This is a genomic window from Vibrio sp. L3-7 (assembly GCF_963898195.1).
GTDB classification, from domain to species: domain Bacteria; phylum Pseudomonadota; class Gammaproteobacteria; order Enterobacterales; family Vibrionaceae; genus Vibrio; species Vibrio echinoideorum.
Window position 1 is genome coordinate 155,108 of record NZ_CAWQUW010000073.1, and the last position, 24,791, is coordinate 179,898.

The 24,791-nt window shown below is 43.9% G+C and carries 24 protein-coding genes; 5 read left to right on the plus strand and 19 right to left on the minus strand.

Going from position 1 to position 24,791, the window contains the following annotated elements; translation table 11 throughout:
• Positions 1 to 44: 44 nt before the first annotated feature.
• The 14 genes from pgpA to AACW75_RS25055 all read right to left on the minus strand — a co-directional run bounded on the left by pgpA (position 45) and on the right by AACW75_RS25055 (position 13,042).
• Positions 45 to 551 (minus strand): phosphatidylglycerophosphatase A, encoded by a 507-nt coding sequence (gene pgpA / locus AACW75_RS24990; RefSeq protein ID WP_145571309.1) that lies wholly within the window; start codon positions 549 to 551, stop codon positions 45 to 47.
• On the minus strand, positions 551 to 1,525 hold the full coding sequence (thiL, locus tag AACW75_RS24995; RefSeq protein WP_145571307.1) for a thiamine-phosphate kinase: 975 nt from the start codon (positions 1,523 to 1,525) through the stop codon (positions 551 to 553). The genes pgpA and thiL overlap by 1 nt, the downstream gene beginning before the upstream one ends.
• 115 nt (positions 1,526 to 1,640) lie before the next feature.
• Positions 1,641 to 2,108 (minus strand): transcription antitermination factor NusB, encoded by a 468-nt coding sequence (gene nusB, locus AACW75_RS25000; RefSeq protein ID WP_102553670.1) that lies wholly within the window; start codon positions 2,106 to 2,108, stop codon positions 1,641 to 1,643.
• Entirely contained in the window at positions 2,108 to 2,578 is a 471-nt protein-coding gene (gene ribH / locus AACW75_RS25005) for a 6,7-dimethyl-8-ribityllumazine synthase (RefSeq protein WP_004734398.1), read from the minus strand. Before ribH ends, nusB begins: the two co-directional genes overlap by 1 nt.
• A gap of 336 nt (positions 2,579 to 2,914) precedes the next feature.
• The gene (gene ribBA / locus AACW75_RS25010) at positions 2,915 to 4,024 is read right to left on the minus strand and encodes a bifunctional 3,4-dihydroxy-2-butanone-4-phosphate synthase/GTP cyclohydrolase II (RefSeq protein WP_145571305.1); all 1,110 of its coding nucleotides are present in this window, start codon (positions 4,022 to 4,024) and stop codon (positions 2,915 to 2,917) included.
• Positions 4,025 to 4,131: 107 nt separating this feature from the next.
• Positions 4,132 to 4,788 (minus strand): riboflavin synthase, encoded by a 657-nt coding sequence (locus tag AACW75_RS25015; RefSeq protein WP_029225212.1) that lies wholly within the window; start codon positions 4,786 to 4,788, stop codon positions 4,132 to 4,134.
• Between the two features lie 137 nt (positions 4,789 to 4,925).
• Positions 4,926 to 6,038, minus strand: coding sequence for a bifunctional diaminohydroxyphosphoribosylaminopyrimidine deaminase/5-amino-6-(5-phosphoribosylamino)uracil reductase RibD (gene ribD, locus AACW75_RS25020; protein ID WP_145571303.1), 1,113 nt, complete (start codon positions 6,036 to 6,038; stop codon positions 4,926 to 4,928).
• Between the two features lie 10 nt (positions 6,039 to 6,048).
• Positions 6,049 to 6,498 carry a transcriptional regulator NrdR gene (gene nrdR / locus AACW75_RS25025; protein ID WP_017076229.1) on the minus strand — a complete coding sequence of 150 codons (450 nt, stop codon included), beginning with the start codon at positions 6,496 to 6,498 and terminating at the stop codon, positions 6,049 to 6,051.
• A 155-nt stretch (positions 6,499 to 6,653) separates the two neighbouring features.
• Positions 6,654 to 7,904 (minus strand): glutamate-5-semialdehyde dehydrogenase, encoded by a 1,251-nt coding sequence (locus AACW75_RS25030; protein WP_145571301.1) that lies wholly within the window; start codon positions 7,902 to 7,904, stop codon positions 6,654 to 6,656.
• Positions 7,905 to 8,064: 160 nt separating this feature from the next.
• Positions 8,065 to 9,204, minus strand: coding sequence for a glutamate 5-kinase (gene proB, locus AACW75_RS25035; protein WP_145564116.1), 1,140 nt, complete (start codon positions 9,202 to 9,204; stop codon positions 8,065 to 8,067).
• Between the two features lie 121 nt (positions 9,205 to 9,325).
• Positions 9,326 to 9,715, minus strand: a complete 390-nt coding sequence (gene crl / locus AACW75_RS25040) for a sigma factor-binding protein Crl (RefSeq protein ID WP_017076232.1) — start codon at positions 9,713 to 9,715, stop codon at positions 9,326 to 9,328.
• Positions 9,716 to 9,860: 145 nt separating this feature from the next.
• Positions 9,861 to 11,114 carry an esterase FrsA gene (gene frsA / locus AACW75_RS25045; protein ID WP_029225215.1) on the minus strand — a complete coding sequence of 418 codons (1,254 nt, stop codon included), beginning with the start codon at positions 11,112 to 11,114 and terminating at the stop codon, positions 9,861 to 9,863.
• 89 nt (positions 11,115 to 11,203) lie between these two features.
• Positions 11,204 to 11,668: an oxytetracycline resistance phosphoribosyltransferase domain-containing protein Tet(34) gene (tet(34), locus tag AACW75_RS25050; RefSeq protein WP_017076234.1), complete on the minus strand. Its 465-nt coding sequence runs from the start codon at positions 11,666 to 11,668 to the stop codon at positions 11,204 to 11,206.
• An 84-nt stretch (positions 11,669 to 11,752) separates the two neighbouring features.
• Positions 11,753 to 13,042 carry an NCS2 family permease gene (locus tag AACW75_RS25055; RefSeq protein WP_017076235.1) on the minus strand — a complete coding sequence of 430 codons (1,290 nt, stop codon included), beginning with the start codon at positions 13,040 to 13,042 and terminating at the stop codon, positions 11,753 to 11,755.
• Between the two features lie 1,076 nt (positions 13,043 to 14,118).
• Between AACW75_RS25055 and AACW75_RS25060 the strand changes: the two genes are divergently transcribed.
• Entirely contained in the window at positions 14,119 to 15,591 is a 1,473-nt protein-coding gene (locus AACW75_RS25060) for an aminoacyl-histidine dipeptidase (protein ID WP_017076236.1), read from the plus strand.
• A 171-nt stretch (positions 15,592 to 15,762) separates the two neighbouring features.
• Here AACW75_RS25060 and AACW75_RS25065 read toward each other — a convergent pair whose 3' ends face one another.
• The gene (locus AACW75_RS25065) at positions 15,763 to 16,302 is read right to left on the minus strand and encodes a DUF3332 domain-containing protein (protein WP_029225216.1); all 540 of its coding nucleotides are present in this window, start codon (positions 16,300 to 16,302) and stop codon (positions 15,763 to 15,765) included.
• A gap of 271 nt (positions 16,303 to 16,573) precedes the next feature.
• Between AACW75_RS25065 and AACW75_RS25070 the strand changes: the two genes are divergently transcribed.
• Entirely contained in the window at positions 16,574 to 17,620 is a 1,047-nt protein-coding gene (locus AACW75_RS25070) for a succinylglutamate desuccinylase/aspartoacylase family protein (RefSeq protein ID WP_145571299.1), read from the plus strand.
• A 173-nt stretch (positions 17,621 to 17,793) separates the two neighbouring features.
• On the opposite strand, the gene AACW75_RS25075 is transcribed toward AACW75_RS25070, so the two are convergent.
• Positions 17,794 to 18,111 (minus strand): DUF3622 domain-containing protein, encoded by a 318-nt coding sequence (locus tag AACW75_RS25075; protein WP_017076239.1) that lies wholly within the window; start codon positions 18,109 to 18,111, stop codon positions 17,794 to 17,796.
• 353 nt (positions 18,112 to 18,464) lie between these two features.
• Between AACW75_RS25075 and AACW75_RS25080 the strand changes: the two genes are divergently transcribed.
• Positions 18,465 to 19,475, plus strand: a complete 1,011-nt coding sequence (locus tag AACW75_RS25080; protein ID WP_145571297.1) for an adenosine deaminase — start codon at positions 18,465 to 18,467, stop codon at positions 19,473 to 19,475.
• 91 nt (positions 19,476 to 19,566) lie between these two features.
• Here AACW75_RS25080 and AACW75_RS25085 read toward each other — a convergent pair whose 3' ends face one another.
• Entirely contained in the window at positions 19,567 to 20,751 is a 1,185-nt protein-coding gene (locus tag AACW75_RS25085; protein WP_017076241.1) for an NnrS family protein, read from the minus strand.
• Positions 20,752 to 21,057: 306 nt separating this feature from the next.
• Here AACW75_RS25085 and AACW75_RS25090 point away from each other — a divergent pair, with 306 nt between their 5' ends.
• Positions 21,058 to 21,612, plus strand: a complete 555-nt coding sequence (locus tag AACW75_RS25090) for a gamma-glutamylcyclotransferase family protein (protein ID WP_017076242.1) — start codon at positions 21,058 to 21,060, stop codon at positions 21,610 to 21,612.
• Positions 21,613 to 21,826: 214 nt separating this feature from the next.
• Here AACW75_RS25090 and AACW75_RS25095 read toward each other — a convergent pair whose 3' ends face one another.
• The gene (locus tag AACW75_RS25095) at positions 21,827 to 22,159 is read right to left on the minus strand and encodes a tRNA-binding protein (protein ID WP_017076243.1); all 333 of its coding nucleotides are present in this window, start codon (positions 22,157 to 22,159) and stop codon (positions 21,827 to 21,829) included.
• 197 nt (positions 22,160 to 22,356) lie between these two features.
• On the opposite strand from AACW75_RS25095, the gene AACW75_RS25100 reads away from it, so the two are divergent.
• The gene (locus AACW75_RS25100; protein WP_135455985.1) at positions 22,357 to 23,358 is read left to right on the plus strand and encodes a substrate-binding domain-containing protein; all 1,002 of its coding nucleotides are present in this window, start codon (positions 22,357 to 22,359) and stop codon (positions 23,356 to 23,358) included.
• A gap of 256 nt (positions 23,359 to 23,614) precedes the next feature.
• Here AACW75_RS25100 and galM read toward each other — a convergent pair whose 3' ends face one another.
• Entirely contained in the window at positions 23,615 to 24,694 is a 1,080-nt protein-coding gene (gene galM, locus AACW75_RS25105; RefSeq protein ID WP_145571295.1) for a galactose-1-epimerase, read from the minus strand.
• Between the last annotated feature and the right edge of the window lie 97 nt (positions 24,695 to 24,791).

The following is a 24,791-nucleotide window of genomic DNA, read 5'->3' on the forward strand; positions in this document are numbered from 1 at the left end:
TCCTTGTTTTTATCTATTATCATCAGTGCTTTGGATATTGATTCTTAAACGAGCCAACCTGAAAAATGAGCCACTGCATACAGCGAAATCGCCGCCATAATACCCGCCACGATATCATCAATCATGATACCTAAGCCGCCGTGAACTCGCTTGTCTAACCAACCAATTGGCCAAGGCTTTACCATATCGAAAAAACGAAACAGAACAAAGCCAGCGAATAGCCATTTCCAATCATTAACAGGAATACCCAACAACGGCACTAGGCCCATTGTGATCCAAAAGCCAGCAAACTCATCCCATACAATAGAACCGTGATCGTGCACGCCCATGTCATCAGACGTCACTTGGCATATTTTGATACCAATAATGCAGCTCACAACCACAAGAATGACATAAATAGGGAAAGGTAACTGAACCAGCAATAAATAAAATGGGATCGATGTAAGCGTGCCCATGGTGCCGGGAATAATCGGCGATAAGCCACTACCAAAACCCGTTGCCAATAAGTGCCAAGGATTTTTAAGAGAGATTGCAGAAAGTGGGTTTGTCATCAATTAACCTTAAAGTGATCGTAACCAGTTAAGTTCCAACTCAGTGGTTCACCATTATTGTGTAATTCAAAATATTCTACAGGTCTTATCTGGCCAATGCAGGTGACTTTTGTTCCAGTGTGTGACAAAGCACTTTCCAATGAACCTTTATTTTCTTCAGGTACAGTAAAGCACAATTCGTACTCTTCACCACTGGTCAACGCATACTGTTGAGCCGAAGCAATATCAGATGCGAACTGACGTAGTTCTGGAGAAATTGGCAGTGTACTGACATCAATGCTCGCACCAACCTGAGAACGCTTAAGGATATGTTTTAAATCGGCGATAACACCGTCAGAGATATCAATAGCAGACGAAGCAAGGTTTACTAATGCTTGACCTGCTAAAACTCGTGGGGCGCTCAGGTAGTGTCGCTCTTCAAGCTCGAGAGCATAAGGTTTAGCTTTATTCTGCTCAGGGTTCAGTAACACTTCTAGGCCTGCTTTGCTGTCCCCTAGATTACCCGTGACGTAAATCCAGTCGCCAACTTTAGCGCCATCTCTGCGTAGTGCTCGCCCTTCAGGCACAAAGCCTTGCACAGTCAATGTCAGACTTAACGGCCCTTTGGTCGTATCACCGCCAATTAACTGAATACCAAAGTAGTCTGCAAGTTTAAAAAAGGAATCACAAAATGGGGCAAGCCACGCTTCATCCACTTCAGGCATAGTTAACGCAAAAGACACCCATGCAGGCGTCGCGCCCATGGCGGCAAGATCGCTAATGTTTGAAGCCAAAGCTTTATGTGCCACCCAAGCAGGGTTAGCCTCTGCTAAGAAATGTGTGCCTGCGACTAAAGTGTCGGTGCTGATCGCAATTTCAACATTGCCTGGCGCTTTGACCAAAGCACAATCATCGCCCGCAGCCAAAAGCACATCTTTACGTTGTGGTTGTCGATTTACAAAATATTTTTCAATCAGGTTAAATTCGCCAGACATCACATGCCCTATTTTTGGTCTTCACACAAATCACAGTAATTATTGGTATTACGATAATTTAGTTACAAAAAAGGCCAGCATGAGAGCTGACCTTTAGATTCAATATACGAACGTCTTATTTCTTACGAACGTGCGGCGCTGCTTTATCAAGCACACCGTTAACAAACTTATGGCTGTCTTCTGCTGCAAATACTTTTGCAAGCTCGATAGCTTCGTTGATAACCACTTTATATGGTACATCTTCGCGACGAGTCATCTCGTACATAGCTAAACGTAGAAGCGCTAATTCCATCAAATCGAGATCTTGCATTGGGCGAGATACGAATGGACGAAGCTTGCTATCAAGTTCCATGTGGTTAAGAGCAACACCAGTTAGCAGGTCGCGGAAGTATGCAACGTCTGTTTCTGGCATAGCTAGCGCAGGTTCTGCGGCATGATGCTCTTCTTCATCATACTTACCACCAGATAAGAACTGTTCTTCAACGGTAGCAATATTTTCTTTAGTAATTTGCCAAGAGTAAATTGCTTGTAGAGCAAATTGACGTGCGTTACGACGTGCGGCTGGTTTCACACTGGCCCCCATTAGGAATCGATTTCAGAAAGAACGTTGATCATCTCAAGTGCGCTAAGTGCTGCTTCTGCACCCTTATTACCAGCCTTGGTTCCTGCGCGTTCAATAGCTTGATCGATCGTATCAACAGTAAGAACACCAAACGCTACTGGAAGAGAAAATTCCAGAGACACTTGAGCCAAACCTTTATTACATTCACTACAAACATAGTCAAAGTGAGGTGTACCGCCACGAATTACTGTACCAAGAGATACAATCGCATCGAACTTACCCGTTTTTGCAACGCGCTGCGCTACAAGTGGAAGTTCTACTGCACCAGGGCATCGAACAACAGTGATGTTGTCTTCGCTTACTTGTCCGTGACGCTTTAAAGTATCGATTGCACCAGAAAGTAAACTTTCGTTAATAAAACTGTTGAAACGAGCAATAACGATAGCAATTTTTGCATTTGGCGCTGGGAAGCCACCCTCGATCACTTTCATAAGCCTTCCTTTAACTATTTTCATCAAGTGAGAATCGCCGGATTCTAGCACAAAACTGTGAGCAATATCTAATGCTAATTTAGCAGAGCAGACGCCGGAGATGTAAAGATGATAGTGCAGCGTTGCTCCTAAACATATAGGAGCAGCAAGCAGAAAAGCTCGTTCATTTGTCACAGAGCAAATCAAGCTTCCCTACTTTGCTCTTTTGGCATTATTTACAACCAAAAGAGCAACTAAAATCATCCGTGAATTATGTTGCTACGAGCGATGTCGCAGCGATCTATATTGAAACGAGAACAGGCGTGCTTACTCATACAAAGCTTATGCACCCAAGTCTTATTCACAAACGTACTCAACAACGTTAAGACCAAAGCCACCCAATGCGTGGTAACGCTTAGAGCTTGAAGACAACAAACGCATATCGTGAACGCCTAGGTCTTGTAGAATCTGAGAACCTACGCCAACACGACGAGAGGTACCCTGCTTCTTAGCCATGGTTGGTTGCTCATTCTTATCTTGAGCTTCGAATGTCTTCACTTTGTGGGTCAAAGAATCAGACGACTCTTCGTTACCCAGAATAACCAACACGCCGCCTTCGTCACCAATACGCTTCATCGCTTTATCTAGCGACCAACTACGCTCGGTACCACGATCTGAATGAAGCAGATCGGTAAACGTGTCATGCAGGTGAACACGCACTAATGGAGCACATTCAGACAGGTCGCCTTTTTGCATCGCATAGTGGATCTGGTTATCAATTGTGTCGCGGTAAGTCACTAGCTCGAAATCACCAAACTCTGTTGGCAGGTGGCACTGTGCTACACGCTCAATTGTCGTTTCAGTGTTATTGCGGTATTCAATCAAGTCAGCAATCGTGCCTAGTTTGATATCGTGTTTTTCAGCGAACACTTCAAGATCAGGGCGACGAGCCATGGTGCCATCGTCGTTTAGGATCTCAACGATAACTGAAGCAGGCTCACAACCGGCAAGACGAGCTAAATCACAACCCGCTTCTGTGTGGCCAGCACGCGTTAGAACGCCGCCTTCTTGAGCTGTCAGCGGGAAGATATGACCAGGTTGAACTAAGTCAGCCGCTTTCGCATCTTTTGCCACTGCTGCTTGAACGGTAACAGCGCGGTCTGATGCAGAGATACCTGTAGTTACGCCTTCAGCTGCTTCAATTGAAACCGTAAAGTTTGTGGTGTACTGCGCGTTGTTGTCTTGAACCATAGGCGCTAGACCCATACGGTTTGAACGCTCTTTGGTAAGAGTTAGACAGATTAAGCCGCGGCCATACATCGCCATGAAGTTAATGGCTTCTGGCGTTACATGTTCTGCTGCCATGATAAGATCGCCTTCATTTTCGCGATCTTCATCATCCATCAGGATAACCATTTTTCCTAGGCGAATGTCTTCAATAATTTCTTGAGGAGTACTAATTGGCATTGTTTTATATCCTTTGAAATGGTTCTGCTTCCTAGAACCGACATATTTAAACCTGATGATATTGCTTAGCTTTTACAAAGCGCTATTTGGAGACTGAGTAAAAGTTATTAGGCAAAACCATTCTGCTGTAAGAATTCCATCGTCAATCGAGATTCAGGCTCAGACTCTTGCTGTTGACCTTGTAATAGACGCTCCATATAACGCGCCAATACATCGACTTCTAGATTCACTTTACGACCGACATTGAATTGGTCGATGGTTGTTTCTGACGAGGTGTGAGGAACGATGGTTAACTTAAATGCATTTTTACGTAAATCGTTCACCGTAAGGCTTATACCATCAACTGTGATTGAACCTTTCTGAGCCACGTACTTTGAGATTTCAGCGGGCATTTCTACCCAGAACTCAATCGCACGTCCAACTTGGTTACGCTCAACAATCTCGCCCACACCATCAACGTGACCAGACACGATATGACCACCGAAACGTGTCGTCGGCAGCATCGCTTTTTCTAGGTTAACCTTATCGCCTGCTTGGTAATCCACAAACCCCGTTTTTTTCAGGGTCTCAAGCGATAGGTCTGCACTGTAGCTATGGTCATTGAACTCAACAACCGTCAAACAAACTCCGTTGGTGGCAATACTGTCACCAAGTTTAACGTCGGCCATATCAAGCTTACCAACGTTAACCGTTACTGTAATGTCTTCTCCGCGGGGAGTAATAGCACTCAATGTACCAACGGTTTCTACAATTCCTGTGAACATTTTAAAACTCTTCTTGTTGTCAACGATACTCATGTTGCTCGCTACTTTTAGAGCTCAACACTTACCGTTGAACATGTATTTCTGATGCGAGGGTTTATGGTCGTGTCAGTTATTTTTTACGATTGGTATTACGGCTTCTATTGTAGTTTCGCCAATATTGGCTTCGCCACAATGCGAATATCTACGCCAACCTGTCTAACATCTTTAATTTCTAGGTCAATAACGTCAGACATTGAAGTGAGCCCTAATGCTCCCATCAAGCCTCTTCCGTCACTGCCCATTAGTTTAGGCGCTAAGTAGAGGATTAGCTCATCCACCAACTGCGCTTCAATTAAGCTTTTTGCTAAGGTAGCGCCCGCTTCGACCCAAATATGGTCAATATGATTCGCTGGCAATTGACGCATTAAATCGTGTAAGTCCAGCTGACCTGTATCCGTTGTTCCGACTGTAATATCAGCAGAGGTTTCAGCGACTCTCAATACCGAAGTTGGAGTCTGGAATAACTTGAGCTCAGGGTACAGTTGATTTTGGCGGTCAAGAATCACACGAATCGGCTGACGTAACTCATCTTCAACGTAATCCGTTTTGATGCTGCTTGGCAATTCTGCCCAACGAACATTCAACGACGCGTTGTCTTCAATCACCGTCTGGCTAGTGGATAGCACAGCGCCTGATTTTGCTCGGTAGTTCTGAACATCACGACGCGCTTCTGGTGATGTGATCCACTGGCTTTGACCATTTCCCAATGCAGTTTGGCCATCAAGGCTAGCCGCCATCTTTAACTGAACGAATGGCATGCCAGTTTGCATACGCTTGATAAATGCAGGGTTCAAGTCGAGAGCATCTTGCTCTAGTAAGCCTATTTCAACCTCAATGCCCGCGTCGCGTAGCATCTTGATACCACGTCCTGCGACTTTTGGGTTTGGGTCCTGCATGGCACAAATTACTTTTGAAACCTGAGCCTTAATCAAACCTTCTGCACAAGGCGGTGTTCGACCATAGTGCGAACAAGGCTCTAACGTGACATAAGCAGTCGCACCTTTTGCCTGGTCACCTGCCATGCGCATAGCGTGAACTTCAGCATGAGGTTCACCGGCTTTGGCATGAAAACCTTCACCAACGATCTGACCATCGCTTTGTACGATGACACAACCAACATTAGGGTTCGGCGCAGTGGTATAAATGCCGCGCTTCGCTAACTGAATAGCACGCGACATCATTTGAAAATCTAGGGGAGTGAAATTTGACATGATTGAGGCATTAATCCTCTAATTTAGCGATTTCTTCGCCAAATTCTCGGATATCTTCAAAGCTGCGGTAAACAGAAGCAAAACGAATGTACGCTACTTTATCCAAATCTTTTAATTGGCCCATAACAAGGTTACCAATCATTTCACTAGGAACTTCACGCTCGCCCGTTGCACGGAGTTGTGACTTAATCGTACTGATTGCCAGTTCAATAGCATCAGCACTCACTGGGCGTTTTTCGAGAGCGCGCTGAACGCCACCCACCATCTTATCTTCATTGAATGGTTCGCGGTTTCCGTTCGACTTTATGACTTTAGGCATCACAAGCTCTGCCGATTCAAAAGTAGTAAAACGTTCACTACATGCAAGGCATTGACGGCGACGACGAACCTGATGGCCATCGGCTACCAGTCTTGAATCGATTACTTTAGTGTCGTTCTCTGAACAAAAAGGACAATGCATATCACCTCCAAATAATTGAATATCAGTGTAACGGAATTGCCAAACGTTAGGAAAGAAAAAGGGCCAATTAAGGCCCTTTTGTGTGGTGATTCATTGATTATTGCTACGCGATAGCAATTTCAAAAATGAGCTGAGGAGAAAAATTAACGTGAACGTTAATCACGAACTAGATAGTTCGCTTTACCCACCCATTTGTAGCTTGTGAGTTCTTCTAAGCCCATTGGGCCACGAGCGTGTAGTTTCTGAGTCGATACAGCCACTTCAGCGCCTAAACCAAACTGTGCACCATCGGTGAATCGTGTTGATGCATTCACATAGACCGCCGCAGAACCGACAGAGTTAATAAAACGCTCTGAGCTCTCTAGACTATTGGTCATGATCGCGTCGGAGTGGCTCGCGTTGTGTACACGCATGTGGTCAATCGCTTGTGCGACATCCGCGACTACTTTCACGCCTAGCGTGTAGCTTAGCCATTCAGTGTCAAAGTCACCTTCAACGGCATCACGTTGATCTTCAAAACCAACCAGCAACGATTTTGCGCTAGCATCAGCAACCAAGGTAACCTTGCCCGCTAAACGCTGTGTTAGCTGCGATAAGAAAGCCTCAGCAACCGCTTCGTGCACTAATAATGTATCTAGTGAATTACACGCAGACGGGCGTTGAAGTTTAGAGTTTTCAACCACATCTACCGACTTTTCAAGATCCGCACTTTCATCAACAAAGATATGACTGATACCAAAACCGCCAATGATCACTGGAATGGTGCTGTTCTCTTTACACATCTTGTGCAAGCCAGCGCCACCACGAGGAATGATCATATCCACGTAGTCATCCAACTTAAGCAGTTGAGATACTAATTCACGATCAGGTTTTTCAATGTACTGAACTGAAGCAGCAGGAAGTTCCGCTTTCTCTAATGCAGACTGGATGACTTTAACCAGCTCCATGTTCGAGAAGAACGTCTCTTTGCCACCACGTAAGATGCTTGCATTACCTGTTTTAAGACACAGTGCCGCAATATCGATGGTTACGTTCGGACGAGCTTCATAAATAACGCCAACTACACCAAGCGGTACACGACGACGAGACAGTGACATACCGTTTTCCAGTACCTTACTGTCCATTTCGCTGCCAACAGGATCATTCAAGCTAATAACGTTACGTACATCGTTAGCAATACCCGTTAAACGTTCTTCGTTGAGCAATAGACGGTCGAGTAGAGCATCGGTTAAACCCGCTTCACGACCAAGCTCAATATCTTTCGCGTTTGCTTCTAAAATGGTCGTTGCGTTTGCTTCTAGCTCATCAGCGATGATCGCCAATGCTTTGTTCTTCTGCGCCGTTGATGCGGTCGCTAGGTGAAAAGCAGCGTCTTTTGCTGCGATACCCATATTAGTTAAATCCACGTTTAACTCTCCCTAAATTCTGTCTGTCTTTGGATGTAAAAAGGCGACTCGCACTACCTATTAAAACTAAATGCTAAGCACTAAAGCTAGATACTAAATGCTAGAAACTAACGCTAGATGCTAGAAGTAGATGCGCAGTTAATCGCCTTATCATCACGAACTACTCTTGAATCACTACCATGTCGTCACGGTGAATGACCTCTGACCCGTAATCGTAACCAAGAATATCGCCAATATCTTTACTGTGCTTGCCTGCGATTTTCGCTAGGTCTTGGCTTGAGTAACTGGCGATACCACGCGCTATCACCTTACCTTTGTTGTTGGTAACTTGGGTGACTTCACCACGAGAAAATTCGCCTTGAACTCGAATGACCCCTTTTGCCAACAAGCTGCTGCCTTTAGTGTTCACGGCATTGACCGCTCCATCATCAACAACAATGTCTCCAGCAGAAGCTGGGCCTGCTAAAATCCAGCGCTTACGGTTTTCAAGCGCTTCTTCTAACGGCAAGAAACGCGTGCCTTGTGGGTTATCACTTAATGAGTCAAACACCACGTTTTCAGCACTGCCTGCTGCAATGATCACTTCAATACCCGCACGACGAGCAATATCAGCTGCCTGCAGTTTTGTCGCCATGCCACCAGTACCTAACGTAGTACCACTGCCGCCTGCGATCTTACGCAATGTATCATCAATAGTTTTCACTTCTTTGATGAGCTCAGCATTCGGATCTTTGCGAGGGTCTGCCGTAAACAGGCCTTTTTGGTCGGTTAATAGCAGAAGCTTATCGGCGCCACATAAAATACCAACCAGTGCCGACAAGTTATCGTTGTCACCCACTTTAATTTCATTGGTTGCTACTGCGTCGTTTTCATTAACTACGGGAATAATATCGTGTTCAACGAGTGCGTTGATCGTGTCACGAGCGTTAAGAAAACGTTCGCGATCATCAAGATCTGCACGAGTCAGTAGCATCTGGCCAATCTTAAGACCATAAATCGCAAACAAAGACTCCCAAGCTTGAATCAACTGACTCTGCCCAACTGCCGCAAGCAACTGTTTGCTCGCCATCGAGTTGGGGAGTGCGGGGTAACCAAGGTGCTCGCGTCCTGCTGCAATTGCGCCAGACGAAACCATAACCACAGAGTGGCCTTGTTTTTTTAATTCAGCACATTGACGAACCAGCTCAACCATGTGAGCACGATCTAATGCCAATGTTCCACCAGTTAAGACACTGGTACCCAGTTTAACAACGACAGTTTTGCGCTGTGTTGTTGTCCCGCTTTGATGATTTGTTGTCATGAAGTCTTTTATGGATAAAACAAATAAGAGGTGATGTTTTAGCAATCAACAGGGGAATTCACAAGCAGAAAAGGTGCGAAACCGCACCTTTTTGCTTTATAGAGAAGAGTAGCCTTTAAAATCAGACGAATTCGACAGACTCTTCGTCGAATTGAACACTGATTTCAAACTTACTTTGAAGCTCATCAACCAGTTTTTGGTGAAAGGCTTCTTGAGTGCGAGACACCTCGGCTACTGCCTTCTTAGGTAATGGTAAGCAAACCCAGTTGCCATCGACGTTGTATTTACCGATGTTGTACTTCGCCGAATATCCCTCTTCCGACTTATCCAACTCTAGCCACCAGCCCCAAAACTCACGTTCTTCTGGTGATTTTTTATCGTTCACACACACAGATAAGCAATCAAAAATATAATGGCCTTGTTCTGATTGCGGCTCTCTTAGATAAGGGCCAATAGCCTTTAAAACATTTAACAAGCGATAATGAGTAGGTTGTTGAGTCACTTCTGACATATTGAATCTCCGTTTCCAATGTTAAGAATGACGTTACTCAGATTTAAAGCAAACGACCAAAACAGCCGTTGATTTTATAAATTATTACTGAGTATCAGGTACTTACTTTGTACACTTTTCATGCTCAACTAATTTCGGAGAAATGTCATCTAAATAATTCATCCTCAAGCCACTTTATCGCCAATTCGAGGGATTGCTCATAACCTTGTGTAATTGACTTAGCTTTGATTTTCTTCGCTTTACCGTAATCACTGTAAATAGCAACCAGTTGATTATCCATTGGCGGTGATACTGGGTCTCCCTCCAAAGCCAAAGCTAAGATAGGAACACGAGTTTTGCTGTTTGATAGCAGCCCCTGCACTTTCAATGACCAGGCCATCAGTTGCCCGGAAAGGCTATTGATATCCACGGCACCTTTCCCAAGACGAGAAGCCAATACATCTAAATGCATTTTAGGCATCTGTTTTAGCTTGTCAGCATGCACGAAGATATCGTGAATTGGAGCGCCTAGAGAGATACATGCCTTAAGCTTATTTTGCTCAAGGAAAGATAGCCTCACCATCGCATTACCACCAAAGCGGAAACCAAATAACCCAACCTTATGATGATCCACCCACGGAATGTTAGGCAATTCATTCAGTACGGCTTGATGCAGACAAGATGAATCCTCAGTCAAAGGCCAATGCGCACTGTGGCCAATAGACGGCATATCAACCGTTAACATTGCAATGTTTTTAGGTGCTAAGTAGTCCCTAAACAAGCGCCACATGTCAGTTTGCAGGCTATCTAAACCTGCACTCACGATCACGACAGGTTGTGGTTTGTCTGTTTTAGTGAGATGTAAATTCGCTTTGATTCTCTTGTTCTGATACGGCACTTCAATTTGCTTAACAATCAACTTGGTATGCTTGATTGCTTCAGAATAAGCAGCATTCGCTAACACTTGAGCCTGAGCCGCAAGATTGTCGTTCTTTAGATGTGGGTAACCTGCAATACTGAAGCACAAAGACGCAGAAAACAGTTCTTCCGCCACCTCTTCGCCACTCTTGTCGTTCGAGCGATTTTGGTGTTGCATGCCAAGCTTAGTCCACTCGTATGCCCAGTTACCGCTGCGGTAACCCATAACAGTATCTAGCCACTCGTCCGTCGTGCGAGAGTTATCTGACGACGCGATTCGCGCAAGCACCGCTTCTTGCTCTATTGGGTTAACACCTTGCCATACCCACTGAAGACGCCTTAAATTTCGATACCACGATGAGTTTTGTTGTTCACGCTTCTCATCCAACAACTCTTCAGAGCTTGGCATATAGCGTGTCAGCATTGAGGTCTCTTTAGCCTGCTTATGTTTTACAAACAAAGTTTCCGAAAGGTTCGAGCTCGTTTCTTCTGATTCAGACATTGGGACACTTAATAAGAAATGGTTACCACTAATAGTATAAAAAAAAATGACCCTATAAAGGGTCATTTCTCAAAAAACTAAGTTTACGCTTATTTTGACTTGCGATTTACTGGCTCGATGAAGCTTAAGCTAGTATCCCAAGGTTGCTCAATCCATGTGTCTTGAGCGATATCAACGATGTACTCGTCTAATAAATGTGCGCCAGATGGTTTTGCACAAACAGCGATCAGTTTCGCTTTAGGGTACATTTCGCGAAGCTTGCGTGCAGTGTCACCACTATCAACAAGATCTTCAACGATTAGGAAGCCTTCACCGTCACCTTCAGGTGCTTTAACTACAGTCATATCACGTTGGTGATCGTGGTCGTAGCTAGAAATACAAATCGTATCTACGTGACGAATACCTAGCTCACGAGCCAAGATTGCACCAGGAACCAAACCACCACGGCTTACAGCCCAGATACCTTTCCACTGTTCTGCTGGCATTTGCTTTTCTGCTAGTTGACGGCAGTAAGTCTGCATGTTGTCCCAAGTGATAATGAATTTGTTGCTCATAGTATAAAACCTAATAATTTTGTCATGTTATTAAAGGCTATGCCAAACATAGCCTCTTCAGCGATTAAGCAGAAATCTAGACGATTAAGCGAAAATATATTTGAGAATAAAGATAGCCGACATTACCCACACAGCAGGTGAAACGTCGCGACCTTTACCACTTAGCAGCTTAATTGCAGCGTAAGCGATGAAACCTAGTGAGATACCCTCAGCGATAGAGTACGTCAACGGCATTAGCAGACATGTTACCACGACTGGTGCTGCTTCCGTAAGATCACGCCAATCAATGCCAACTAGGCCTGACATCATCAGAATTGCTACATAGAACAACGCACCTGATGTTGCGTAAGCTGGAATCATACCTGCAAGTGGCGAGAAGAAAAGAGCCAGTAGGAACAAGATACCAACAACAACCGCTGTTAGACCTGTACGACCACCTTCAGCAACGCCAGCAACACTTTCAACGTAAGACGTGGTGTTTGATGTACCCAGAAGAGCACCAATAGACGTTGCTGTTGAGTCAGCAAGCAGGGCTTTATTCAAGCGTGGCAGTTTGCCGTCTTCTTTGATTAAGTTTGCTTTTGTAGCAACACCAACCAAAGTACCTGCTGTATCGAATAAATCGACGAACAAGAATGCGAATACCACTGAAATCATACCAATTTCAAATACAGCAGAGAAATCAAGCTGCATAAATGTTGGTGCTAGGCTTGGCGGTGTAGACATGATGCCGCCGTATTGAACGTCACCTATAGCAATACCAATCGCTGTGATAGCGAGAATCGCGATCATTACTGCACCTTTCACACCACGGTGAACAAGAGCAATCGTAATGAAGAAACCAAGCGCGCCTAAGATTGGAGCAATCGCTGTAATATCGCCCAGTGAAACCTTAGTTGCTGGGTTAGAAACTACGATGCCAGCATTGCTAAGTGCAATAAATGCTAGGAAAAGGCCGATACCCGCAGAAATACCAACACGCAGAGACATCGGAATCGAGTTGATAATCCATTCACGGATCTTAAAGATACTTAAGAAGATGAAGATTACGCCTGATACGAAAACTGCTGCCAGAGCAACTTGCCACGTATAACCCATACCCATTACAACAGCATAGGTAAAGAAAGCGTTCAAACCCATACCTGGAGCTTGAGCAATTGGATAGTTAGCAACAAAGCCCATGATGAAACAGCCAATAGCAGCCGCTAAACAGGTTGCTACAAATACAGCGCCATGGTCCATCCCAGCGTCAGCTAGAATCATTGGGTTTACAAAAATGATGTAAGCCATTGTTAGGAAGGTTGTTAGACCTGCGATGATTTCAGTGCGCACATTGGTGCCATTTTCACTGAGTTTAAATAGCTTTTCGAACATTATCGAATCCTATAAGGGTAAGAGTAAACGGTTGCGTAATCGATTGGCTGTGGATTATAAAGTTATCAAATAACAAATTCCAGATAGAATTAAGGCTCTAATTAATATTTATCAGAATGCCGTATGAAACAGAACGATTAAAAGAGAATGAGGGAAATGCAAATTACCATTAAAAACAATATCTTAAAAACAAAAAAGACGACGGAATAATTTGGTTATTTTTTCGACCATTGGTTATTTTCATTAAGAATGTAGCTCACAAATTCTCAATCCAAACTCACAAGAGTTATGTATTTTCCAACAGAATCAGTAATAAGGTGCAAATTGATAGCTTGGCGTTCAAAAAATGACCGCAACGAATAGCGGAGAAATGGTCAATGAAAGTAGTTAATAAAAAAGCAGGCGGTAAAGTAGCAGGCAAAAAAAACGCCACTCAAAACTGAGTGGCGGTAGAATCTGTCAACCAAAAGGGCTGTAAAAGAATTCCAATATATAGGGGTGAACAAAACTGTTCGAGTTACATGCTTCCGGTATTAGTAACCAAAGCTTGTAGGGTATGCAAAGTTGCTAGTGTAAACAGAGCTGTTAATCCAGAACATTGCAGATGGTAAACCTTTCATAACTATCACCTTAATAAATCAATAAAAAACGAATTTGATTTCTCGGTTCCTTGGAGGCGATAAAACGGACTCATCCTTTGAGCATTTACTCTTCATCTCAGAAGTTGGTTATTAATATACCTCAAAGAAAAAAGATTACAAGTATTTTTTGCTATTCGTCACACTTTTTACCACTTATGGTTATTTTACAAACTTATTTATGTAATTAAATTACAGAATAGAGCTAAACAAACGTTTGCCTACGCCATCAATAAGCATCAGCGCACTTATTAATGATCAGATAGACAAGATCGCTTTCAAAATTTGAGGATTTTGAGGTTTAGAACCGCTACTCGTCAAAACGCTCAAGTGGTATGCTGTTGCCATCAAAACAGACCCATATTTTAGATTTTTGTTCTAAGTTTTCACCTATAGAAATCCTAAATATATGGTTATCAAATAAAAAAGGAGTCATCCGTGTCTGAATTCCATTCTGAGATCAGTAAATTGTCCCCTGCCCCTATTTGGCAGTTTTTCGATAAGATTTGTTCAATCCCACACCCTTCAAAGCATGAAGAAGAGCTTGCTCAATACATTATTGCTTGGGCAACAGAGCAAGGCTTAGATGTACGCCGTGATCCAACGGGCAACGTATTCATCAAAAAACCTGCAACGCCGGGTATGGAAAACAAAAAAGGTGTCGTGCTACAAGCTCACATCGATATGGTTCCACAAAAGAACGAAGACACTGATCACGACTTTACAAAAGATCCAATCCAGCCATACATCGATGGTGAATGGGTTACAGCAAAAGGCACAACGCTTGGTGCTGACAACGGCATGGGCATGGCATCTTGCCTAGCTGTTCTTGCTTCAAACGAAATCCAACACGGCCCTATCGAAGTTCTACTAACCGTAGATGAAGAAGCAGGCATGACTGGTGCGTTTGGTCTTGAAGCAGGTTGGCTAGAAGGCGATATCCTTCTTAATACTGACTCAGAGCAAGAAGGTGAAGTGTACATGGGTTGTGCTGGCGGTATCGACGGCGCAATGACATTTGAAATTGCACGTAACGCAATTCCAGCTGACTTCGTAACACGCAAGCTAACGCTAAAAGGCCTAAAAGGCGGTCACTCTGGTTGTGACATTCACACTGGTCGTGCAAACGCAAACAAACTGATTGCTCGCTTCCTAGCCGGTCACGCAAAAGAACTAGACCTTCGCATCGTAGAATTCAAAGGTGGTAGCCTTCGTAATGCGATCCCTCGTGAAGGTTTCGTAACGGTTGCGGTTCCTGCTGTAAACCAAGAAAAACTGGCTTCGCTATACAACTACTACACAGAGCTGCTTTCAACAGAGCTAGGTAAAGTAGAAGACAGCATCGTAACTTTCAACGAAGAAGCTTCAGTTGAAATGGGCACACTAGCATCAGCAGACCAAGCTCGCTTTATCGCGGCACTTAACGCATGTCCAAACGGCGTGATTCGTATGAGTGACGAGATTGAAGGTGTTGTTGAAACGTCTCTAAACGTAGGTGTTATCACAACGGAAGAAGATTCAATCACGGTACTTTGCTTGATCCGCTCTCTTATCGACTCTGGCCGTAGCCAAGTAGAAAGCATGCTTCATTCTGTTGCTGAACTAGCAGGGGCTAACATCGCGTTCTCTGGTGCTTACCCAGGTTGGAAACCAGACGCTGATTCAGAAATCATGCATATCTTCCGAGACATGTACGAAGGTATCTACGGTCACAAGCCAAACATCATGGTTATCCATGCTGGTCTTGAATGTGGTCTATTCAAAGAACCTTACCCGAATATGGATATGGTTTCTTTCGGCCCAACGATCAAGTTCCCACACTCTCCTGATGAGAAAGTGAAGATCGATACTGTTGAATTGTTCTGGAACCAAATGGTTGCATTACTAGCAGCCATTCCAGAAAAAGCATAATTCGATTAGCTAGTGTTTTTCAGTAAATGGTGTTTTCCAATAAATGGGCTCTTCAATAAATAGCACTTTTCAGTAAACACCGTTTATTCGACACAAAATAAAACAGGTACTCCATGAGTACCTGTTTTTGTATCTAATCTTTGTAGCTACTACTTGTGACTCAATAAGCGATTAAGCGCGTGTAGCCGCGTAGCTCTCTAGCTCATCAATTGAAGTTTGTGCCACAACTTCACCATCGATGAAGTACGTCACCATCTCGCCATCGCGAACACCGATTAACGTCGCACGCTCACCAGATTGGTAAGTGATGTCCATTTGGATAGTGTTCTCATCAATCTGCTGCATTTGACCTTTCTCGATCATATCGGCACTAGTGATAGGACCCACTGGAGCTTCCGTTAGAGACGGATCAAGTTGGTGGTTGATGTCTAGGTAAGTATCAGTCTTAGTGTCAAAAATATGCGGAGAACCAGTCAGAGGGTTGCTACCAGTCCAGAACTCTAATGAGTTGAATACCAAGTAATCCGCAGCAACAGTTAAACCGTAAGCTGGAGCTAATAGAATGTTAAGACCACCACGAGCGTAACGGTTATCAACAGCCTTTACGTTAAACTTCATTAAGTAACCTGTAACTGCGTTGCTACCAACACAACCAGATAGAGCGACAGAAACCACCGCCAGTGCAACGATCTTAGTAATTGTTTTTTTCATTTTTATCTCAATATATGAATTTGGCCGCCAAAAAATGGCGATGGATGATAACAGCCCTCGCATCCAGAATTATCAGATTAAAATCAATAAATTGTCAGGAAAATCACAAACAAAAGCCCCCTCAGTTATCGTAAATAAAAAATAGAAACCAATTCCAAAGCCCCTCCATAAAAAAGTTTTGTCGTCACAGTAAAGCGATTGATTCGTACTAAAAATCAACGATTGCTACATTCCGTCTTAATGAATTATCACTATGTTGAGAACAACCTAAATGGCAAGACTAAAACCTAATCAACCATTCGAATTACTTGGTTATACTGTTCAGCCAGGACAACGAAAAGAGATTGAACTGCAAGCGGCTCAGCTTTACACGCACTCTCCACTTTCGATCCCGATTGAGATCATCCACGGTCGCCAAGCAGGCCCAACACTAATGGTAAACGCTGCTATCCACGGTGATGAGTTAAACGGTGTTGAGATTGCACGACAGTTAACGAACGCAATTGAACCCAATAAACTGAAAGGGACATTAATTGTTGTGCCGATCGTTAACGTGTTTGGCTTCATTCATAAGTCTCGTTACCTACCAGACCGTCGCGACCTAAACCGTTGCTTCCCTGGTAGTGAGAAAGGATCACTGACATCACGTATCGCACACACTTTCTTTGAAAATGTAGCGAAGCACTGTGATTACATTCTGGATCTTCACACGGGTGCGATTCACCGTACGAACCTGCCACAAATTCGTGCAAACTTGTCTAACCCAGAAACACTACGTATTGCGAAAGCGTTCGCAACACCAGTCATCATTGATTCACCTCTGCGTGATGGTTCACTGCGTAGCGAAGCCGAGAAGCTTGGCATTCCAGTGTTAACGTACGAAGGTGGTGAGGCTCTGCGTTTTGATCATTTAGCGATTCGTGCAGGCTACCTCGGCGTTCATCAAGTAATGAAAGAAATTGGCATGCTGCGTCCAAACCGCAAAAAGCTACCTGAACCCGTGCTCAGTAAATCAACCAGTTGGATCCGCGCTGAATCAGACGGTATCTTGCGTAATATGGTAAGACTTGGCGAACAAGTGGAAGCCGGACAAACTTTGGCTTACATCAGCTCTCCTCTAGGGCACGAAGAAGGGCAAGTGATCACGACTAAAGGTGGTATCGTGATTGGTCAGCAAACGCTGCCTCTGGTGAATGAAGGTGATGCGGTGTTCAACATTGCTTACTTCAAACAAGACGATGAAGAAGTAGGCCAATCCGTAGAAAGCTACATTGAAGAAGTAGCAGAAGACGATTGGCTAACCGCGCTGAACAACTGATTAAAGCTTGATAGATCGACGTTAAAAGCGACAAATCAAAACCGTCGCTCTCAGGCAAAATAGAAACGAACTCCACAAACGAAAAAGCCCCAATATAGGTGACTATATTGGGGCTTTTTTTATAAGTCCCTTATCTTAAAATTAAGGGACCTATAAGTTAATCGTGCACCGAATTACTCAGCGTCTTCTTGCTCTTCTTCACGAGCTTTTGCGCGTGCTTCACGTGCTTGTTCAGCTTTAAGCTCTTTAGTGTGACGTAGGTCGTCACGCTCTTTACGCTGTTCTGATTTACGCTCGTTACGTTCAGCTTGGTTTGAGATGAAAGATGCTAGTTCTTTCTCAGCCCACTCTTGTGCTAGAGCTTCAGTTTCAAAATCAGATTGACGCTTAGATACTGTCGTGCTGCGAGACGTTACTTGACGAGTAATTTCTGCACACCAACCGCTGCGTTTTTCTGTAAGGCGGATATCAAATTTTTTGTTCTTAGACATGTTCTATATTTTCCTAAGGGAGATCATTAAGGGATCGGTCACTTTGATAACTCCATCTAAGTGAGCATCTTTTAACACCATCCCTTGGTAAGCGCGGTATTAGAGCACAAATCAATGAATATTGCTGCAAATATTTGCAGCGGATCACACTCTAATGCTGCAAATCGTTTGCGCCTGATTTCAATTGGTTCGTAACTCTCGATTCGCCACCAATTTACGCCCAGTTTTATCGGCCACAACGAAATAGACTATGCTCAAACAAAGATAAAAAACGAGATAGCTTATGTACTCAGATCTCGCCATCAAAACATCTCACCTACTCCGCCCATAATTACAATAGCTAAGGAGTTGCTATGGATAGCTTTATCAAAAACTTACCTAAAGTTGAGCTGCACTTGCATATTGAAGGCTCGCTAGAACCTGAGCTAATGTTCAAACTCGCCAAGCGTAATAACATTTCAATTCCCTTTGAAAACCCAGACCAAGTAAGAGACGCGTACCAATTCCATAATCTTCAGTCCTTTCTCGATATCTATTACCAAGGCGCTAACGTACTGATTAATGAACAAGACTTCTATGACCTAACTTGGGCTTACCTCCTGAAATGCCAGCAAGACAACGTAATTCATACCGAGATATTTTTTGACCCGCAGACTCATACCGAACGTGGGGTAGCTTTTGAAACCGTTGTTGGTGGTATCACTCAAGCTTTGCAGCAAGCCGAACTCGAACTCGATATTACTAGTCAACTCATCATGTGCTTTCTTCGACATCTTGATGAAGAGAGTGCTTTTGAAACACTAAAACAAGCGCTTCCCTTCAAAGACAAAATTATAGGTGTCGGACTTGATTCATCAGAGCAAGGCAACCCACCAGAGAAATTTAAACACGTATTTCAAGAGGCCATCAATCAAGGGTTCTTGGCCGTTGCACATGCCGGAGAAGAAGGGCCAGCACAAAACATTATCGATGCATTAAGTCTGTTAGGCATTACTCGCATTGATCATGGCGTTCGCTGTATCGACGATGACGAGTTAATGGAAGAGTTAGTCGCGAAGCGTATCCCTTTGACCGTTTGCCCACTATCGAATACAAAACTCAAAGTCTTCGACACCATGCAAGAGCACAACATCGTCGAGTTGCTGAGAAGAGGGCTGTGCGTCACCATCAATTCCGATGATCCGGCTTACTTCGGCGGCTATATGAATGATAACTTCTTCGCCGTCGCTAATGCTCATCCACTGACGAAAAACGAATTAGCGCAATTCAGTATTAATGCTGTCGAAGCGAGTTTCATCTCTCCTCACGCCAAAGAAGATCTCATTGCACAAGTGCGCCAATATCTTGCCGAAAATACTCACTAAGAGAATGGACCTTTGAGAATGGAGATTTGCTGCGATCAAAAAAGGGAAGCTCAGTGCTTCCCTTTCAAAATGGGTTCGATAATCAATACGCTTAGCCTGGGTGACCATCCACTCTTGGCGTTAATAGCATCATGCCAAACTTCCAGATAAACAGCCCAAATGCTAACGTCCATAAACCCGCGCTGATGTTCACCATCTCAAATAAATACGCAGGGAAAAATGTCACACCTACACTACGAACCAAAGCCGCGATAAAAATAGCCGAGAACGCTAACGCCATACTTGGCCCTTTATAGATTGCACGACCTGTGTGCCCCATTGTCACGCGCGTAATCATCGCTAAAATTAGCCCACTCAAACCGCCAATCGCAAACAAGTGCAGCATATTGTGGCTCGCGAACGGGTTGTCTAATAAACCTCGCAGCAGCAAGCTTAAAGGGATACATAGGTAAGCCGCATGCAGCGACCACACCAAGGGCTCAGATAACGTAGTCCAAGGTTTCCAGCGGATAAAGCGCACCAATTGAGTCACACCTGCAAATACCATTAACTCATTGCCAACTTGAGCAAAAGTCAATGGGAAGAAGCTCAATACAAATAAACCAACCAAAGGTAGATTCGCTAACCATTCTAACCAAACGAGTGGCTGTGCTTTTTCAAAATCAAAACGACGCGCCGTAAAGAATGGAATCACTCGTCCACCCATTACAGACAATAACAACGTAAACCACCACAACATCGCGTGCCATACTGCAGACGATGGAAATGGAGGCATGCCCTTAATGGTTGCATAGCTAGCAAAATTCGCCACGATAGCCAGTATAAACAACGGAACAAAGAACAGGTTCTTCCAGCCTTTTGATTTAACAACTCGGAAACCAATCTCGTAAGCGGCAAAAATCAAGAACAGTGCCTCAACCGATGAGATCAGCCACAAAGGCGCAGGAGTCCAAAATAGAATACGCGGTGCAAGCCATAATCCCACTAGGGCAGCTAATCGATAATGCTTAGTGCCATTGACTCCCGTCCACGTTTGCACCGCCGTTAAAACAAAGCCGACAACAATCGCCATAGCAAAGCCAAACAACATTTCATGTACGTGCCACCAAAGTGCAGGGACTTTTAAAATCTCCGGCTGACCATTTTGGAACATGACAACCCAAGCCACGATAGCGATAACAGCATAGAGACTGCCCAGGAAGAAGAAAGGTCGGAAGCCTAAACGAAGGTAGGCTGGAATTGCGTCTTCTACACTTTTATCTGTGATATTTAACAAACTCGTTCCTCATTTCAGATAACGGCCAAGAATGGCTTATATGGAATTGGTATAAATAGCCAAATTCATGATGCAGTCATCATTATTGCAATATTTCCTTAGACAATGCACGAAGTACGCCAAAGATAGAAACCCAATAAAAACAACCATCAACGTGTTATTCAACATCAAAAAAGAGTCAATTAAACACCCCAAAAAGAAGTCTTTTAGACTCATTAGTGTTAAAAATAAAAACTACTGACATTTTAGAAAGCGGAACATATAGTAAGACTAGTCTCAAATACAAAAGAACAGACAGGGAACGCGATGTATATTTTTGGTTATGGTAGCTTGATCAACTCCTCTTCACGTCAACTCACAGGTCAAACAGGACAAGCTATTCCTTCGATAGTGCATGGCTTAGTGCGGCACTGGAGTAAAATTGATGATAGCTACGTATTGTCTCCTCTGATCGTAAACCCAGGTGATGGCCAAGTGAATGGGGTATTGCTTGAAGTTGATGAGGAAGCACTCGCGGAATTTGATCGCCGTGAACGTGGCTATCATAGAATTCAACTTAGCCCTGAACAGATAGCAAGCGAAACAGGATTCAATGCCAATGCGTCGATCTGGGTTTACATCAAAGACGAAATCGAAGCGCCTTGCGAAAACAGTCCGATTGTTCAAACCTACGTGGATACTGTGCTAGCAGGATGTTTAGAAGTGTCTGAAAGCTTTGCCGCGCACTTTGTGAAACACACACAAGGTTGGCACCATCCATTAGAAAATGATCGCCACCAGCCAAAATACGGCAACCTGGCAGGGGTTTCCGATCACCACCACAGTGTCATTGACGGGCTATTATTGACAGTGCGAAGCTGATCGGCGAACTTCATGCAGACGGTGAAATCCAAATATCTGATGTGATTCAACTCATCGGCGAAATCCAAATAGTCGGTGAAACTTGTGTAGTAAGCGAAACTTATATAGTTAGCGGAACCGATATAGTTAGCAAACCCATATAGTTAGCGAAATCTTGATAGTGGCAAAACCTAGATAGTCGGTGAACACATGGACTCACCGACATAAAACTGTCTTAAACGACACGAATACCCGCTGGCATCACACGTTCTGGTGTCAGCAGTACACTTTCCGATTCGTCTTCAGTTTCTGCACATAACAACATGCACTCAGAGGTGTGGCCTCTCATCTTCGCTTTCGCTAAATTACACAGCACAACCACCTGTTTGCCCATTAACTCTTCTTCGGTGTAGTAAGGGACAAGGCTGGTTACCGTTTGTAGCGTCTTCTCACCGACATCTACTTGCACGATGTAAAGCTTGTCTGCGTTTTCATGACGCACAACCTCAATGATCTTACCCACACGCATTTCTAACTTAGCAAAGTCACCATAAGAGACAGTATCCATTTCTCACTTCCTATATTGATTTGTTTTTACCCATTAAAGTATTTACTAAAATTAAGTAAAATGTAAATGTTTACACTAGCACTAAGGTCAATAATTACAAGCGGTAAAGATCGCATTAATGGAAGTAAAATGAGAGTTTCATTGCCTTACCTTCATTGTCGGTGTTAAATAGATACAGCAATGAATAGAGGTTAAAAATGGCAACAATTAAAGATGTAGCAAAGGAAGCTGGTGTTTCAGTTGCAACCGTATCTCGAGTCGTAAACAAGTCTCCGAAGGCAAGTGCAAACTCAATTGAGTCTGTGACTAAAGCCATGACAAAGCTCGGCTATCGTCCGAATGCCAATGCTCGTGCGCTTGTAAGCCAAAGCACGAACACGGTTGGTGTGTTAGTGGGTGATATCTCCGATCCCTTTTTTGGCACCTTAGTTAAAGCTGTTGATAATGTCGCACGCGAGAACGGTAAACATATCCTTGTCGGCAATGGTTCTCACGATCGTGAAGAAGAGAGACAAGCCATTGAGTTGCTGATCAATAGTCGCTGTGATGCCTTGGTGATCCATTCTAAGGGATTAACGGATGAAGAACTCATCGCCTACGCAAAAGAAGTAAAAGGCTTAGTGTTGATCAACCGTTATATTGCCGAAATCGCCGAGCGTTGTATTTTCTTAGACAACAAGAAAGGCGCTTACCTTGCTACAGAATATTTGATTCGTCATGGTCACAAGAACATCGCATGTATCGCTTCATCACACAGCATTGAAGATGCCGATGAACGAGTGCAAGGCTATCTAGCAGCACTCTCTGATTACAAAATCGCGCTCTCTGAAAGCTACATTGAATACTCGGCTCCAACCAGTGATGGTGGTGAGTACGCAATGACTAATCTATTGACCAAGTCTCTGCCTATTACAGGCCTTGTCGCTTACAACGACTACATGGCGGCAGGTGCGTTGTCTGTACTTGATGAAAACGGCATCCAAGCGCCAGATAAAGTCTCGATTGTTGGTTTTGATGACGGCTTAATTGCCCGTTATGTACACCCTAAGCTAACCACGATTCGCTACCCAATTCAGATGATGGCTGAGAAAGCCACTCGCCTAGCGCTTGTGCTTGCTAAAGGTCAAGGTACGTCTTCTGAACCTATGATGTTCTCGCCCACTCTAGTGCGTCGAAATTCAGTAGAGAAAATCAGTTAGCCTTTGATAAAGAACCGTACTTTCGTATAAAGCTGGCTTTTGGTATAAAGCGGTTATTTAAGAACCGCGATGCAAAGTCGGCTCTGTAATCTCAGCAAGCTATAAAATCTACAGTGACCTCTACAATCTAAGAAACAGACTTACAAAAAAAAGCCCTAACAGAAGCAGTTCTGTTAGGGCTTTCTCACCATACTCTTCCCAACAAAAATCCCTTTGTTGGAGCCAATTGGCATAAACCGTTTTGAGCTAGAATGGACTAGTTTGAATAATCCCCCGAAAATTCAAACTGGTAACAAGTTCGGTAGTGGTATTCCTGTTCAGGCCTAAGAATACAACTTTCTTGCTTCCACTCTGGGTGGTTAGGTGAGTCTGGTAAGAACTGGGTTTCCAATGCAATGCCTGCATAGTCTTCATAACTGCCACCATTTCGATTAGGTGTTCCACCCAAACAATTGCCGGTATACAACTGCATAGCAGGCTTAGTGGAGAAGACTTTCAAGGTGACAAGTGCATCAGGCGACGTCACTGTAGCGGCGCATTTATCGCGCTTACAGCCATCCGCTAAAAGAAAAGAGTGGTCATAACCTTTGGCCGCTTTTTGTTGTTCATCACCCAATAGGCGTTCAGAGATCATCATAGGCTGACTGAAATCAAAGCTGGTTGATTTCACCGCCTTCAAGTTACCTAATGGGATACCAACAGCGTTAGTCGGCAAATATTGTGAAGCATTGATACTGACAATATGAGACAAACAGTCGTGATCACTGTTTGCGCCAAGTAAATTAAAGTAAGCATGGTTAGTTAGATTCACTACCGTCGCTTTATCTGTGGTTGCAAAGTATTCGATAGACACTCGGTTGTCTTCGGTTAATTCATAACGCACTGATACCGTTAGCTGCCCAGGAAAACCTTGGTCGCCATCCGCCGACACCAAACTATAAACCACAGACAGTGGTGTGTGTTCAGTTAACTGCCAACGACGCTTATCAAAGCCATCGGAGCCACCGTGTAAAGTATTACCGGATTGATTACCATCGAGCTTATAACCCATGCCATCGATTTTAAAACGACCATTGGCGATACGATTAGCATAACGCCCTACTGTCGCACCAAGGTAACTGGCTTGTTTCTCGAAATTCTCCATTGAGTCGACACCCAATAGAACTTCGCGCTTATTTCCTTTTACTGGCAGAATACAGCTCAACCACGTTGCACCAATATCCATGAATGTCACTTCCATGCCATGCGCATTCGACAGCGTTATCAACTGTGCTGGCTGCCCATCATAGGCCGCGGTTTGTGTCATGGATTGATGCAGGTTCTGCTCTTGGGTCATTCTAAATTCCTTTCTAGTGCCAGCAAAAAGCCTCTACATTGGGTAAAGGCTTTATTATTTGGCCTACCATGATCTTTTTACTTGGTAAGCTTTATCT